Source organism: Paenibacillus sp. FSL R7-0026 (assembly GCF_038004485.1).
GTDB lineage: Bacteria > Bacillota > Bacilli > Paenibacillales > Paenibacillaceae > Paenibacillus > Paenibacillus xylanexedens_A.
This window is the reverse complement of record NZ_JBBORG010000001.1, coordinates 24,845-39,224: the sequence shown is the minus strand read 5'-3', so window position 1 is coordinate 39,224 and position 14,380 is coordinate 24,845. Positions and strand designations below refer to the sequence as shown.

Genomic DNA, 14,380 nt, shown 5'->3' with positions numbered 1-14,380 from the left:
ATAAAAGCGAATTTTACGTCAACATGCGCACAGCGTACACTTCTTTACAGAACCCTCGCAGACCATTGTATATCCGGGCAACCTTGGATTCTTTGGAAACGAGACCAAATACCGTTGGACCGCTACCAGACATTAACACGCCGTCTGCACCCAATCGAATCATGGCATCCTTCAGATGCTGAACTTCCGGATACAGCTTCAACGTTACATCTTCAAGCACATTGCCCATCTGGTCACAGACTTCTGTAAATGATTGATTGCGTATAGCCTGCTCCATTTTAGCTGCACTCGGATGACGAACAATCTTGTCACTGCGGAACCTTCCGTACACATCGGCTGTAGACACATTAATCGGAGGCTTGGCCAGAATTACCCAGCACTGCGGCGGATTAGGAATGGGAGTTAACTTCTCACCACGGCCTGTAGCGAGTGCAGTCCCTCCTGTGATACAGAATGGAACATCCGACCCAAGTTCAGCTCCAAGCTCCTGAAGTTCGTGATCCGGTATATTCAACCTCCACAGACGGTTCAATCCACGCAGCGCTGCTGCTGCATCACTGCTGCCGCCGGCAAGTCCGGCTGCAACTGGAATCTTTTTATCCAGATGAATATGGACACCTGTACGCACGTTATAGCGCTCCTTAATGAGTCTGGCTGCCTGGAAAGCCAGATTCTTCTCGTCGAGCGGGATATAACCCGCCTGACTGGAGATGAAAATAGTATCTCGCGGCAGCTCCGACATTTCCAGTCGATCAGCCAGATCGACCATGGTCATGATCATTTCAACTTCATGGAATCCATCGCTTCTTTTATGTAAAACGTCCAGCATCAAATTAATTTTAGCAGGCGCTTTTTCGTAAATTTTCAAGGCGTTCACCCGTCCTCACCTTTTCCCTAAGACAACTTAACATATTATATCAAAATGGGGCTGTCAAGTCATTTGTATTCCGCATCTAAGGGGAAAAAGCGGGGTTGTTCCTGACGGATTTCCCCGCTTTTCAGTTTGCTTTAAACGGATTAAGATTTGCGCGCAGCCTGTTCAGCAAGTTGAATTGCACGTTTTACCATGTTTCCTGCATCCTTGGCTTTAATTCCGCCCCAACCTTCCTGTTGCACAGTATCATAGAAGCCCAGGTCTTTCGCGAGCTCATTCTTCAGATCCTCTGACATGACACTTCTTCTTCTGCGACTCATGAACCATCCTCCTCCAAAGTATCCTTCATAATGTGATGAGTTCGTTGTTCGTTCACGTTTTGGACATTTTGTCACCAGGCCATATTCAGTTTCCTGCATTGCTTAAGAAACTGTCCCTTCACCTGTCCATATAGTATGCCGCGACCGTTCCTCGCTCATTCCTGAGTATGTATGGGTTACGTTAGAGGGAGAATTGGTGTTTAAAAAAAACAAAAAAGCGATCCGCCTTATGGGGCGAATCGCCTGTAAATCGATACTTACGTCTCCATATAGGAGCTATGCGTCTGGCTGCCCGGGTCATAAACCATGACTTCCACCGATTCCGTAAGTATATCCGCATAACTATAAGATACTCGCTTGAAGGTTTCTTGCTCCTCATCAAGCTTAACAATAAAAACAGAAGGGTACGTTTCTTCCAATACACCCGTACGCTCAATGGTCTTACGGCGGCCACCATTAGCCCGCAACATAATTTTCTGACCAATATGTGCATCGAGATTGCGTTTGATATCCAACAGCGTGTTTTTAGCCATTGTCGACGACCACCTCTTTTCTTGTCCATTATACCGGATTTTACAGTCATTGTCAAATCAAAACTAATTATTATATCAGCATCAAAAAGTTGTTGTCAATGAATTTTTTTGCAAACAAAAAAAGCCCCAAATTGGGACTTTAAATGGCCTACATCAGACTGCCGACGGGTTCACTTTTAGCGTAGATAAATCATTCAGCCCAGGCAGACCTACCCGGTAACTCCCCCGTGTCTCAACACCACCCACACCCTGGCTGCCACTGATGGTATTGTGCAGAACATCACTCATGTTGACCGTATCCCGCACAGAGGTAAAGGAGGCCTTTGCTGCCACATAGACCGGATCAAGTGCATGAATGAGAATTCTGCCTGGGGAACTGGCAAAGTTCGCCCCTGCGCGTAGCAGTGCCTCAAAATGGGACTGACAGGCTCCTGCAACAATAGTGAGTGCGTCCAGATGACGTTCATATTGTCTGGCCACCTGAATGGCCGACACAAAATTTTGCGAGTTCTTGTAGCTACCAAGACTATATAAGTCATAGGGCTGACGTGTCTTTAGCACCCCATCATGACCCGTAATAACTACGATATCCGGACGTACTTTGGGTAATAAGCGGTATAAGGTATCTGCCATTGCCGATTCATGGACATATTGTCCCTCTGCGGGCACACGAAGTTGCTCATAGAGATCCATACTTTTTTTCAAATAGTTCGGATCTCCATCCAGATGAAGCACCTTTCCAGGCATTTCAAAATAAGCCGGTTCCTGCTGAGCAGACCAATCCTGTACCAGACCTTCACGATTCCGCTCAGCCTGTTCCATACGATTCTGCTGCAGACGGGACAGGGTCTGATGTGCTTTAATATGCGCCTGTCTGGTCTTGGCGCTTTGTGGTTCGTAGGGAACCTGTATCAAATCGTCCACCGGGGAATCGGCAATCAGCCGGAACTCAGTCCCTTTAATGACCGCAGCATCCAACTGGAGGCCTTCCACCCGAAAAGTCACATCGCCGCCGTATGACTTCCGAACGACCAAGTCTCCGATATTCATCAACGTAATCACCTCTACCCCATCGTATGGGCAAAGACCCGGTTTGGTTCATTCAAATTTTACAGCGCTGCACGTACCCCTGCTTCCCACATTACGGTGCTGAGTGTGGCATACTCTTGCAGACTCAACGTCTCTCCACGTCGGGACGGTTGAATACCTGCCTGCTCCAGCAGAATGTCTGCCTGTTCCCGGTTCTCTTTTGTGAAGAAGCGTGCCTTCAGGTTGTTTGAGATTGTTTTTCTCCGCTGGGCAAAAGAAGCCTGTACCACTTCGAAGTAGTGTGCTTCATCCGGAATCTCCACTGGCGGTTGCTCACGCACTTTCAGCTTAATGACAGCTGATTCCACATTAGGTTGCGGAATGAAAACTGTAGGAGGCACAATACACACAAGCTCCGGCATACTGTAGTACTGAACTGCAATGCTCAGACTGCCGTAGTCTTTTGATCCAGGTGCAGCAGCCATGCGTTCAGCCACTTCTTTCTGGATCATGACAACAATGCTGTCTACCGGCAGTTTCTCTTCCAGAAGTTTCATCATAATTGGAGTCGTTACATAATAAGGCAGGTTAGCCACAACACTGACTTTGTTCACGGATGCAAAATCCGTATTAAACAACTCAGCCAGATCAAGCTTCAACACATCCCCATGATGAACACGTACATTCGAATAAGGCTGCATCACTTCTCCCAGGATTGGGATTAAGCGCTGGTCAATCTCTACGGCTGTGACGGGACCAGCTACCCGAGCCAGTCGCTCCGTGAGAGCTCCAATACCCGGCCCAATCTCCAGTGCGCCCTTGGACTCATCCAAATCGGCTGCATTAACGATTTTGTTCAGTATATTTTGATCGATCAGAAAGTTCTGACCCAGACTTTTCTTGAATGAGAATCCGTGTCTTTGAATAATCTCTTTGGTTCGCTTGGGCGTTGCAATTTCTATCTTCTCTTCCATGTCCTTCATATGCTCACAATCCTTCACGTTCAATTTGCGCTAATGCTGTAGAGAACTCTTCCCGTGTAATCTGAAATACACTGAGACGTTTGTGGAACTGCTTCCCGTTACAATAACCGATGCCCAGCAGATTGCCCATCTCCATGCGACGTGCAGCTGCCTGCGGATGCACGATAAGTCCTGCCGCGATCAGGTCCTCCCAATCGATCAGGCTCGGAGCACCTTCGTATGAAGTATGTACGCGCGCCAGAGCATGACGGATCGCCTCCGGTGAGGCATTCTCCACCCCAATGTCCCCTTTGCGCGTTGCATCGGCTTCCGGAATAAAGGCATGTTTGCAGCCTGGCACCTTATTCGCAATAATTTTTCGAATGCGTTCGCCAGCATGATCCGGATCTGTCAGTACAATGACTCCCCGTCTCTCTTGAGCAAGCGCAATCCGCTTCAGAATGCGTTGGTTGATGGCTGATCCACCTGTTTCTATGGTATCGGCTTCCACGGCCCGACGGATAGCTACCGTATCGTCACGGCCTTCCACCACAATGACTTCTTTTATCATGTTCCATTTCTTCCTTTCTAACGCAAAAAGAAGAGGAATATCCTCTTCTCTGCCAAACGGCGGGGGAGACTAAATTCAGACTCCTCCGCCGCATATTCCGCATGAATCATTCATGCAACTATTTTATAGCATTCCCATTTCAAAGTAAAACGATTTTAGTTCGCTTCCGGCTTCACCGGACCGATCACGTAGACCGTCTTGCCTTTCTTACGTCCAAAATTCAGGGCATGCTTCACACTGTCATAATATACATCAATTTTGTTGCCTTTAATGGCACCGCCTGTATCTTCCGCACGACGGAATCCCAGACCTTCGATATATACCCACCAGCCAATTGGAATGACTTTGGGATCAACCGCAATGGTGCGCCCTTCCGTTACACGAGTACCGGAAGCTGTTTTAGTTCCAATGCCAGGCTCTTCGGAAGAGTAGGCAGTCATGGATACATTTTTAAGTACTTTGGAGTATTTAAAAGAAGTCCCGGATACGGTAATCACTTTGCTGCCCGAGGCAGATGTTTTCTTCGAGTTCGTTGTTGTAGCCTTTTTGGTTGTTGACGTTTGAGCCGATACGGTCTGAATCTCAGGTTCTTTCACGACCGGTTTTGCTTTGGTGCCAACAGCGATCACTTTATCTACACGATTATTCGCGACAGATTTGCCGACCATTTTTTTGGAGACCAATTCTCCATCCTGAAATACCTTTTCGATATGCTGCACAATTGTGCCTTCTTTGCCGTTCACAACGACACGGTTATCCCCTTTGTACAAGCTAGGGTCAGCCGTTTTAATGACTTTGTAAGCGATCGGTTGCTCTACTTCCACTGTACGCTTTGTTACGCGCACTACACGGATCTTCATCTCCGCTTTGATCGCAGTTCCAAGCGCCGGATACACTTTATCATTACTTTCAACTTGAATACCTGATTTTTGAATTGCATCTTCTACCGATGAATCGGTTGTATACAGAGTCTTGGTGTCTCCGTCTGCCGTAATGTTAACTGGAACGGCCCGCTCAATAACGATTCGGTCTCCATCTGTAATCGCCCCATTCATGGACATGGATACCTTATCGTGAGGGCTGACTGTGATCGACTGCTCCTCCAGCATTTCCTGAAGCATTCCTGTACGAGTCTCTACCACCTGAGCTTTGCCATCAATAACCAGTGAAATTTGTTTCCCGGCCTGACCGTAAACGACTAACAAGATCATGATTGTAAGCGCAATTGAGAAAATCGCGATCAATGCCATTTGACGCATGTTCTCATGCTTCCACCGCAACGCGAAAGACTTACTGGATGATCGTGACTCATGGGTCTCTTCTGGTTGGAATGTGCCCACTTCTCCGTCCTCCTTCATAGCCTCGCCGTCTAAAGTAATGCATGATGTCTTTGACGTGACTATACCAAATTTTCTACAGAACACAGATCGGACCAACATAATCCGGTTCTGCACCATGAATCAATCTTCGCAACATGATGTCATCCTCCTGAATACCTACCGTATGATGACAATATTTCTTTTATTCAAAAACAAAAAAGCCAAAGAAAGAGTGTAAGAGGAACTCTTTCGTGGCTTCCGAATGATTTTGAATATCGGAAATTCATGCACGAGGTTGCCTCTCTTTTTCCGCTTGCGAGGTTAGCTGTCGGGTTCGGGCGAAAGAGAGCCGCCCTATCTTGGGTCACCCGCTCATGGCGGACGCCCTTGAATTCACCCCGAGACCCAAAGAAGAAATCAAATACGGCTTCGCAGTTCCCTTCGCTGCTTTTGGGTCAGCGAACGTTGCGCATCGGCCAAATACACCGATGTTTAAGCCCTATTGGTTCCCCCGCTCTCCGATAACGGAGACTCAGCGAGACTGATTCATGAAAGTAATGTTGTTTCATCGGAAAGTGTCCCTTTGTTCATCCCCCGAACATCTGTCCAATTTTCCGCACAACAATTCACTGAAAAGATGATATCCTGTTTTGATGCATGTTGTAAAGCGTTGATCAAGTACGTTTTTCTGAATATTTGGTTAAAATATTGTAATATTCTTGATTTATTTGGATCAAAGGGCAAATTACCTCCGCTTACCTGCCTTTTTCACCTCATTTGCTCGTTTTTTTAACGAATCCCAAATCGTTCCATGGCATTTTTGGTTGTTATTGCAGCAATTTCCTCCACCGAAATGCCTTTAATTTCCGCAGCTGCCTCTGCAACCAGACGTACATGCGCTGTCTCATTTCGCTTCCCACGATAAGGGTGAGGTGTCAAATATGGAGCATCTGTTTCAATGAAAAATCGGTCCATAGGAACCTTCTCCAGCACCTCTTTGGGCTGCTTTGCATTTTTGAATGTGATCGGTCCTCCGAAAGAGAGATGGAAGCCCATATCGAGACAACTTTTTGCTGTTTCCCAGCTGCCCGAGAACGAGTGCATCACACCACCAACTTCGCCAGCCTTCTCTTCACGCAAAATTCTTATGATATCCTCATGTGCATCCCGATTATGGATGACAATTGGCATGTTCACTTCACGCGCCAAAGCAATTTGTTGTCGTAATACGCGATGCTGTATTTCTTTGGGTGAAGTATCCCAGTGATAATCCAATCCAATCTCACCGATCGCAACCACTTTTTCATGCTTGCATAAAGATGCAATCCACTCCAAATCGCCCTCCTGCATTGTTATCGCATCTACGGGATGCCACCCTACAGCTGCATATATAAAGTCATACGTTTCGGCGAGTTTCATTGTGGTTGGAATTGTCTCCCGGTTAAAGCCAATGTTGATCATACGACCAACTCCTGCATCCACAGCACGCTGAATCATGTCCTCGCGGTCCTCGTCGAATTGTGGTGCATCCAGATGTGTATGTGTGTCGAACAGCATCATGTCTGTATCTCCCTTCATGTCGAAATAACGACTATCTTCTTTTTCAAAATTCAATTTGTAAAATTCAATAATTCAATGACTCATACATAAAACATTTTGGGCATCTGTGTATTACATCATTACGTTTGTTTCTTCACAACTACAATATATAGAAGATATACGGATATTCTGATCTATATATTGCTTATTGCACTCATTCTGCCTGCTTGCGTTTACAAAATTATGTCGATCTACATATACTCCCCATTAAAGCAGATTACTGTATCATGAAAAATAGCTCTTTTAGAAAGTGTTTTGATATCGAAATTCTTCATCGGATTATACCCACACGATTACAAGAAATAGGGGCGTATATGTGACGGTAATTCGTGAATAATCGCATCCACCTTGTTTTGCGGGTAATACAAATGATGTTTCCCTCGGTGAAGTCCGCTGATGGAACGGACAATGTCAGATACTTCTGACAACTCACGTAAATTGTCCTGTCGATCCAGAAGAAGAATCTGCTTATCTGTGGATTCATCCGGACGAAACACATCATACGGATTATCCGAAGGAAAATCAATTTCAAGATCATATTCGGGATCGAGGCCAGCCTGTACAAAAGCTTCCCGAATCTCTTCCATCATTGTCAAGTCGACCTGTTCAAGCTCTACATACTTATATAACTTGCGATCCATAAAACGTTCGCATAACTCACTCAGAACAGTATCGTCCTCCTTGCGCCACTGCGTAAATGCCGTCTGAATTAATGCTTCATCCAACTGCAAATATTCATCCACGGATAATTCTCCTTCAAATAATTGAGGGAGTGGATCAATCATGAAGCGGAATTGAAAACCATGTTGTAGGAGTATTTTCGCTCGCTTGAATATTTGCCGCAATATAATTTCAGAACTACGAGTTACCGGATGGAAGTAAATCTGCCAATACATCTGATACCGAGACATTAGGTAATCCTCCACTGCATGCATGCCTGACTCCTTGACTACAATCCGCCCATGATAAGGACGCAGCATCCGAAGGATACGATCAAGGTCAATCGTGCCGTAATTTACACCTGTAAAATAGGCATCCCTGAGCAAATAATCCATTCGGTCTGCATCAAGCGGACTGGTCACCAAGTTCACCACAATCGGCTTTTCATACGTTTTTTGAATGACAGACGCTACTTTCTCAGGAAAATCAGGAGCATACCGTCTTAAGATCGCCCCTACTTCGGTATCACCTGTAATAATGCGACAAGTCCAATCTTCGTGATTCATGTCAAAAGCTTCCTCGATGGAGTGAGAGAATGGCCCATGCCCGAGATCATGAAGCAGAGCTGCACACAGAGCTACAATCTTTTCTTCCTTCGGCCAATCCGAATAATGACTTCTTTCAAATTGAGAGATGATCTTGCGTGTAATCTCATAAACACCTAGTGAATGTGAGAACCGACTATGCTCTGCTCCGTGAAAGGTAAGGTAAGAAGTACCCAGCTGACGAATCCGGCGTAAACGCTGAAATTCCGGGGTGTTAATTAACTGCCATATAACCGGATCTTGCACGTGGATATAATTATGTACCGGATCTTTGAATACTTTCTCTTCCGTTAAACGTTGTTCCATGTCGACTCACTCCTTTAATTTCTTTTATATTAACGCTTTGAGCTCTACGATCCACCTAAGATTCGACACCATATGACGAACTTTGTCGAATGAAGTAGTTTTGTCGTTTTCCAAATCGACAAAGCTGACATTGAGGTTTAAATGCGAAAAACGGCTTCCAATCCCTTACCACCAGTAACCTTGTGAAAAACAGCCTTAATTTTAAGCTAATTTTAAGGTTGACTGATTTGGGAATCGTTGGTATGATGAGTATCATAAAACATAAAATTATGTCGAATAATGACAAAGATAGTTAGCTGAGAGGAGCACTGATTATAATGATGAAATCAACAGGTATTGTAAGAAAAGTGGACGAACTGGGACGGGTAGTTATTCCAATTGAATTGCGCCGTACGCTCGGTATTGGTGAAAAAGATGCTCTGGAAATCTACGTTGACGGCGAGCGCATCATGTTGAAAAAATACGAGCCTGCTTGTATCTTCTGTGGTAATGCAGAGAACGTTACTTACTTCAAAGGTAAAATTGTTTGTAACGAATGTATTTCCGAAATCCCTGCACCTGTGACAAAATAATAAAAACCAGGTATACTGGACTTATCTAAATTGTTATTTCTAACCTTTTTAATATTCCTTAATGACCTTCCCGGTGTGAACCCCACCGCGGAAGGTATTTTTTTGCCTTGTTATGGGTTCCATTACCCAAAATGATTCGGTCACACGCGAACTGGGAGAGAACGATGAAATTTGTTCGGAATTTTTTTTAGCCACTCTGCTCTTTTTAATATTCCACTAAGGTTGGATATAAGCTTCTTTTTCAGGTTATGTCCCCCACAGCATAAGATATTGGGTTAGATTACTACTCGATTAATGCATTATATACATCCCGTTTCGTCAGACCGCGATCGGTAGCCGTTTTTTTCATTGCATCTTTGCGGTTATGTCCTTCACCCTCATAATGGCTGACATGATCCGCGAGTGACATGAGCTGCCACCATGCTTCGCGCTCAGCCTTACGCTCCTCTTCCTTAATGCCTTCTACCAGCAAACAGTACTCGCCAAGAGGCGGATGTTCTTCAAGCCAGTCTATGCATTCCCTCACAGTACCCCTTGCGAATTCCTCATGACGCTTGGTTAGTTCACGAGCCAGGACAATCGAGCGATCACCCAGAATTTCTTCAAGGTGGACTAATGTTTTCCGAATACGGTGAGGCGATTCATAAAATAACAAAGTCCCGTTGGATTCGTCAAAAGCCTCCAGCACTTTTCGCATGTCCTTTTTCTCCCGCGGCAAAAAACCGCCGAATGTAAAACGCTCCGTCGGTAATCCGGACACGATCAGAGCAGACAACGCAGCATTGGGCCCCGGGATGGGAATGACCGTTATTCCGGCTTCCAGTGCAAGCTGTACAAGGTCAGAACCAGGGTCCGAAATAGCTGGCAAACCGGCATCGCTGACGAGTGCCAAATTTTTTCCTTCTATTATATAGCGTATCAGTTCAGGTCCACTCGCCCCCTTATTATGCTCATGATAACTAAACAGCATCGAAGGTGTAATTTCAAAATGGGTAAGCAGCTTTCGGGTCTGGCGTGTATCTTCTGCTGCAATGATGTCACAACTCTGCAATGTCTTGATGGCACGGAAGGTCATATCCTCCAGATTACCAATGGGTGTTCCAACCAGATAAAGCTTGCCTGATCCTTCAGGCTGCTCCGCATAGCTTTTTTGAATATGCAAAGTCATCTAAAGCCCTCCTTTCGTAGTACGCTCAGCATGTTGCTGACCATAGTAAATATCCATAATCTCTTCGCAGTATTTCCCCTCTTCATTGTAGACAATGAGTGGAGGAAGCATCCTAACTTCTGGTTTACCATCTTTCATTCCTTCAATTAACACCATGTTGGCTTCCAGATGAGCACGGGGATGTACCATCCGAATCCGTTTTGGTTCCAGCTTATATTCGCGCATGAGCGAGATAATCTCTGCAAGGCGCTGCGGACGATGAACCATCGATACTTTGCCGCCATTACGTACAAGTCGACTGCAAGCTTGTATCACTTCTTCCAGGGTACATCCGATCTCATGACGTGCCATTGCCTGATGTGTGTTCATCTTGAGATCACTGCCATTCAGAGGCATGTATGGAGGATTAACGGTTATTGCATCGTATACAGCATGTCCTGTTTCTTTCACGAGTTCTCGCAAATCACCTTCACGAATCATAATCGACTCATCCAATGCATTTAATTGCACACTGCGACGCGCCATATCAGCCAAACGTGGCTGAATCTCGATCCCTTCCAGACTAGCCTGCGTACGCGTTGTAAGCAAAATGGGAACCACCCCGTTACCCGTACACAAATCAAGTATACGACCCCGTTTAGGTACGGAAGCAAACCGGGCTAATAATACGGCATCCATCGAAAAACTAAACACTTCATCACTTTGAATGATTCTCAGATCATGAGAGAGCAGATCATCAATCCGCTCTGACTCATGTAACACAACTTCATTTGCTTTCATATGTTACGCTCATCCTCCGGTACTCTATATCTCATGTTTGTTTAGTTTAGGTTTATAACCTTGAAAAAAAACCGTAGGGGATCCCTACGGTCACTTCATTTATTCAAAAAAGACAGGCAGAACAGACAATCGCCTTCCGTCCGCAAATGTCCATAATAGACGTTGCAGATATGGAAGCCTTCGTGATACAACCGGGCCAGATTATCATACCCTTCACCCACAACGTCCTCGCCTGTAGCCGGACCTGCTGGTCTTGCTACAGGAGCGAGTGCTGAGGAGATCGGCAGATCTGCCGGAGCCTCACGTTTGAGCAGTTTGCGTAACTGCTCATTCTCGATGGTAAGCCGCTGATTATCCTCAAGCAGCTCCTTCACAATCATTTTTAACTCTCCTAAATCACCGTGCAACTGACCCAGTTGGGTTTCCATTTCATGAATGTGCGTAAACAGATTTTTCTTTTCCAAGTTTCCACCCCGAAGCAACCTTTATGGTTTACTTGATAACGACGTCATCCAGCGGAAGTTCTTTGACTTTACTGATGTCGAACAGTTGAACATGGACTGTGCGGCTACCGGCATTAATTCCGACAACTTTTCCTTCACCCAATGAGGTGACGACCAATTTGCCTACAGCTGGCAGTTCTTCTCTCACACTTTCATAGTTATCATGCTCAAATTTCAGACAGCACATGAGTCTTCCGCACAACCCTGAAATTTTCGTCGGATTCAGTGACAGGCTCTGATCTTTAGCCATCTTAATTGATACCGGCTCAAAGTCTCCCAGCCAGGAAGAACAACACAACACACGGCCGCAAGGTCCGATTCCGCCAAGCATCTTCGCTTCATCACGTACACCAATCTGTCTCAGCTCGATTCGTGTCCGGAATATGCTTGCCAGATCCTTGACCAGCTCCCGGAAATCAACTCTTCCTTCAGCTGTAAAATAAAATATAATTTTATTGCGATCAAACGTAAATTCCACATCGACCAGCTTCATTTTGAGGCCATGGTCTTTGATTTTATTTAAACAAGTACCGAATGCTTCCTTCGCTGCACGCTTGTTCTCATCAACCACACGGGCATCTGTCTCGCCCGCAACGCGGATGACTTTCTTCAGCGGCAACACCACATCGGACTCGCCCACTTCCTTCTTACCTACGACAACCTTACCGTACTCAACCCCCCGCGCTGTCTCCACGATAACGCAGTTTTCTTTCTCAATGGGAAGGTCCAGGGGATCGAAGTAATAAATTTTGCCCGCTTTTTTGAAACGGACACCCACTACACTGTACAAAAAATTAACCCCCTTGTAAGCCAACCCCACTTCGTCTGAAGCCCCGTCTTCTTAGGGAACCGGCCGAAGTTATAACCGTTTGCATATGATTGGAGCTAACTTTGCCCTCTCCCAGTCTTATGCCAAACCGATCAAAAATTGCTCCAGACAAAGCTGGCCATTGACGTTGAAACGCAATTTTTTTCTGCATGCTGCGGCCATATCCATATAGGAGACCCACTGCTCTGTGCTGCGGGTATGTGCCAACTGAGATAACATGTCTAACTGATCTATAAAAACGATATGTTCATGCCTATCGTACTGAACATACAGCATGTCCCTAAACCACAGATGGAACAAACTAAGTAACATGTCCAGGTGTTCAGAGAGTCCGGTTTTAAAAAGCTTCTGCTGTGCAGAGATCAATGATGTACTTCCTCTACCCAGGGACTCCTTCCCTAATTGTAACATTACGTTTCTAATTTCTGCAAACCAATTCTGCTGGAGAATTTCTCTACATGCTTCCAATCCTGACGCTAAATGGACGGCAGAGCGAGCCAGATTGGCAGGGTGCCCTTCCTCAATTAGTGATTGAAGCATCTCTTCCGGATTCAGTGCGCTGAACGGCACCAATTGGGAGCGTGAGCGGATCGTTGGCAACATGGCCTGTCCATTATCTGTAATCAGGATGCCGACTGCTGGTACCTGCGGTTCCTCCAGAAATTTGAGCAAACTGTTTGCTGCCTGCACCGTCATTTTCTCGGCTTGTTCTATAATATATACTTTGGGATGACCTGCCTCTGATCGATATGAAAAGATACGCTGCAGATCCCGGATTTGATCTATTTTAATGTTGTTTCCATCTGGTGCAAGCATGGTTAGATCCGGATGGTTACCATGATCCACCTTACGGCATTCAAGACACTGCCCACAAGCGTCATCTTCAAGCTCTGTACAGAATATTGCCTTGGCAAAGGTAATTGCCGTCTTCCGTTGCCCACTACCGGCTGGACCGCTAAACAAATACGCATGGCTTATTGCCTTACGTCTCAAACTGCTTTGTAACATTTGCTTGGCCGCTTGTTGACCCATAATTTGTTGAAAGGACATACTTCCTCCTCAGAAGCTTAAATTAATAAGCATCCCCCGAATTTCGCCTACTTGTTGTAATAGAGAGATTTTTCCTTCTTCTGTATCCAGCAATTCATCAGCCATGGATAACAGAGCGGAGTCAATTTCATCAATCAGCTTATACCGCTTACCTCTGCCACGACGATCCCAACCCCTTGTCTCTTTCATGGATACACCGCGACGAACGGTCTCTTCCAGGAACCTTTTAACAAGTTGCTTATACGCCTTCAGTTCACGAATCGTCATGGAGCGTGCCAAGCGATCTCCCTGAAGCTGGATTTCACTAAACCGGCGATTCAGTTCAGCTTGTGAGACCCGTTCTCCCTGGTGATTCATCATATCAGAGAAATTTTTGGATTGAACCGGTTTGGAACCTGAATCAGTAGAACTGATCCCGCTCTGAATCGGTCTGAATCCAGGATTGATTTTCATGGATACGCCCGCTTTCTATCTTAGTTAGCCAATCGCCCATCAGCACAGTGCGCGTTGCGCCTGTGCGTGAGAATGAGGCTTTTATATATGCTGATCATACTCTATATATAATGGTAGATACACATCACCATCAAGGACTTGTTCTTTGTAGTCAACCTCTTTCCGAAATGAACCATTCCCCCAGCTGGGAAATGCTCATCCGGAAAGAGTATGCTGATTCTTCTCATCAAGAAAGGCGTTCCGTAAG

General features: G+C 45.6%; 16 protein-coding genes and 1 riboswitch. Of the genes, 1 reads left to right on the top strand and 15 read right to left on the bottom strand.

Annotated elements, in window-relative coordinates; genetic code table 11:
- Positions 1-13 precede the first annotated feature (13 nt).
- From ispE to MKY44_RS00140, 9 genes are all read right to left on the bottom strand, one after another.
- Positions 14-868: a 4-(cytidine 5'-diphospho)-2-C-methyl-D-erythritol kinase gene (ispE, locus tag MKY44_RS00180; protein ID WP_026081373.1), complete on the bottom strand. Its 855-nt coding sequence runs from the start codon at positions 866-868 to the stop codon at positions 14-16.
- A gap of 149 nt (positions 869-1,017) precedes the next feature.
- The gene (locus MKY44_RS00175; RefSeq protein WP_017691375.1) at positions 1,018-1,194 is read right to left on the bottom strand and encodes a small, acid-soluble spore protein, alpha/beta type; all 177 of its coding nucleotides are present in this window, start codon (positions 1,192-1,194) and stop codon (positions 1,018-1,020) included.
- Between the two features lie 257 nt (positions 1,195-1,451).
- Entirely contained in the window at positions 1,452-1,727 is a 276-nt protein-coding gene (gene veg / locus MKY44_RS00170; protein WP_017691376.1) for a biofilm formation stimulator Veg, read from the bottom strand.
- Between the two features lie 153 nt (positions 1,728-1,880).
- On the bottom strand, positions 1,881-2,777 hold the full coding sequence (gene yabG / locus MKY44_RS00165; protein WP_017691377.1) for a sporulation peptidase YabG: 897 nt from the start codon (positions 2,775-2,777) through the stop codon (positions 1,881-1,883).
- A 59-nt stretch (positions 2,778-2,836) separates the two neighbouring features.
- Positions 2,837-3,739, bottom strand: coding sequence for a 16S rRNA (adenine(1518)-N(6)/adenine(1519)-N(6))-dimethyltransferase RsmA (rsmA, locus tag MKY44_RS00160; RefSeq protein WP_341005668.1), 903 nt, complete (start codon positions 3,737-3,739; stop codon positions 2,837-2,839).
- Between the two features lie 4 nt (positions 3,740-3,743).
- Entirely contained in the window at positions 3,744-4,289 is a 546-nt protein-coding gene (rnmV, locus tag MKY44_RS00155) for a ribonuclease M5 (RefSeq protein WP_017691379.1), read from the bottom strand.
- Positions 4,290-4,444: 155 nt separating this feature from the next.
- The gene (locus MKY44_RS00150; protein WP_036606128.1) at positions 4,445-5,629 is read right to left on the bottom strand and encodes a 3D domain-containing protein; all 1,185 of its coding nucleotides are present in this window, start codon (positions 5,627-5,629) and stop codon (positions 4,445-4,447) included.
- 273 nt (positions 5,630-5,902) lie between these two features.
- Positions 5,903-6,156: riboswitch (cyclic di-AMP (ydaO/yuaA leader) on the bottom strand.
- A 241-nt stretch (positions 6,157-6,397) separates the two neighbouring features.
- Positions 6,398-7,168, bottom strand: a complete 771-nt coding sequence (locus tag MKY44_RS00145; protein ID WP_179087975.1) for a TatD family hydrolase — start codon at positions 7,166-7,168, stop codon at positions 6,398-6,400.
- A gap of 332 nt (positions 7,169-7,500) precedes the next feature.
- On the bottom strand, positions 7,501-8,778 hold the full coding sequence (locus tag MKY44_RS00140; RefSeq protein ID WP_341005667.1) for an HD domain-containing protein: 1,278 nt from the start codon (positions 8,776-8,778) through the stop codon (positions 7,501-7,503).
- Positions 8,779-9,095: 317 nt separating this feature from the next.
- On the opposite strand from MKY44_RS00140, the gene MKY44_RS00135 reads away from it, so the two are divergent.
- Positions 9,096-9,350 (top strand): AbrB/MazE/SpoVT family DNA-binding domain-containing protein, encoded by a 255-nt coding sequence (locus MKY44_RS00135; protein ID WP_024633700.1) that lies wholly within the window; start codon positions 9,096-9,098, stop codon positions 9,348-9,350.
- A 283-nt stretch (positions 9,351-9,633) separates the two neighbouring features.
- Here MKY44_RS00135 and rsmI read toward each other — a convergent pair whose 3' ends face one another.
- The 6 genes from rsmI to MKY44_RS00105 form a co-directional block, all read right to left on the bottom strand.
- A complete protein-coding gene (gene rsmI / locus MKY44_RS00130) occupies positions 9,634-10,518 on the bottom strand; it encodes a 16S rRNA (cytidine(1402)-2'-O)-methyltransferase (protein ID WP_341005666.1) in 885 nt (294 codons plus the stop codon).
- Entirely contained in the window at positions 10,519-11,298 is a 780-nt protein-coding gene (locus MKY44_RS00125) for a tRNA1(Val) (adenine(37)-N6)-methyltransferase (RefSeq protein ID WP_100528120.1), read from the bottom strand.
- Between the two features lie 95 nt (positions 11,299-11,393).
- Positions 11,394-11,762: a DNA replication initiation control protein YabA gene (gene yabA / locus MKY44_RS00120; RefSeq protein ID WP_017691386.1), complete on the bottom strand. Its 369-nt coding sequence runs from the start codon at positions 11,760-11,762 to the stop codon at positions 11,394-11,396.
- Positions 11,763-11,790: 28 nt separating this feature from the next.
- A complete protein-coding gene (locus MKY44_RS00115) occupies positions 11,791-12,591 on the bottom strand; it encodes a PSP1 domain-containing protein (RefSeq protein WP_053778939.1) in 801 nt (266 codons plus the stop codon).
- Between the two features lie 117 nt (positions 12,592-12,708).
- Positions 12,709-13,680: a DNA polymerase III subunit delta' gene (holB, locus tag MKY44_RS00110; RefSeq protein WP_074092912.1), complete on the bottom strand. Its 972-nt coding sequence runs from the start codon at positions 13,678-13,680 to the stop codon at positions 12,709-12,711.
- A 9-nt stretch (positions 13,681-13,689) separates the two neighbouring features.
- A complete protein-coding gene (locus MKY44_RS00105) occupies positions 13,690-14,133 on the bottom strand; it encodes a YaaR family protein (RefSeq protein WP_341005665.1) in 444 nt (147 codons plus the stop codon).
- Between the last annotated feature and the right edge of the window lie 247 nt (positions 14,134-14,380).

Coding starts and splice junctions, on each gene's coding strand:
- MKY44_RS00175 (WP_017691375.1), bottom strand. CDS start 1,194: ATGAGTCGCAGAAGAAGAAGTGTCATGTCAGAGGATCTGAAGAATGAG.
- veg (WP_017691376.1), bottom strand. CDS start 1,727: ATGGCTAAAAACACGCTGTTGGATATCAAACGCAATCTCGATGCACAT.
- yabG (WP_017691377.1), bottom strand. CDS start 2,777: ATGAATATCGGAGACTTGGTCGTTCGGAAGTCATACGGCGGCGATGTG.
- rsmA (WP_341005668.1), bottom strand. CDS start 3,739: ATGAAGGACATGGAAGAGAAGATAGAAATTGCAACGCCCAAGCGAACC.
- rnmV (WP_017691379.1), bottom strand. CDS start 4,289: ATGATAAAAGAAGTCATTGTGGTGGAAGGCCGTGACGATACGGTAGCT.
- MKY44_RS00145 (WP_179087975.1), bottom strand. CDS start 7,168: ATGATGCTGTTCGACACACATACACATCTGGATGCACCACAATTCGAC.
- MKY44_RS00140 (WP_341005667.1), bottom strand. CDS start 8,778: ATGGAACAACGTTTAACGGAAGAGAAAGTATTCAAAGATCCGGTACAT.
- MKY44_RS00135 (WP_024633700.1), top strand. CDS start 9,096: ATGATGAAATCAACAGGTATTGTAAGAAAAGTGGACGAACTGGGACGG.
- rsmI (WP_341005666.1), bottom strand. CDS start 10,518: ATGACTTTGCATATTCAAAAAAGCTATGCGGAGCAGCCTGAAGGATCA.
- MKY44_RS00125 (WP_100528120.1), bottom strand. CDS start 11,298: ATGAAAGCAAATGAAGTTGTGTTACATGAGTCAGAGCGGATTGATGAT.
- holB (WP_074092912.1), bottom strand. CDS start 13,680: ATGTCCTTTCAACAAATTATGGGTCAACAAGCGGCCAAGCAAATGTTA.
- MKY44_RS00105 (WP_341005665.1), bottom strand. CDS start 14,133: ATGAAAATCAATCCTGGATTCAGACCGATTCAGAGCGGGATCAGTTCT.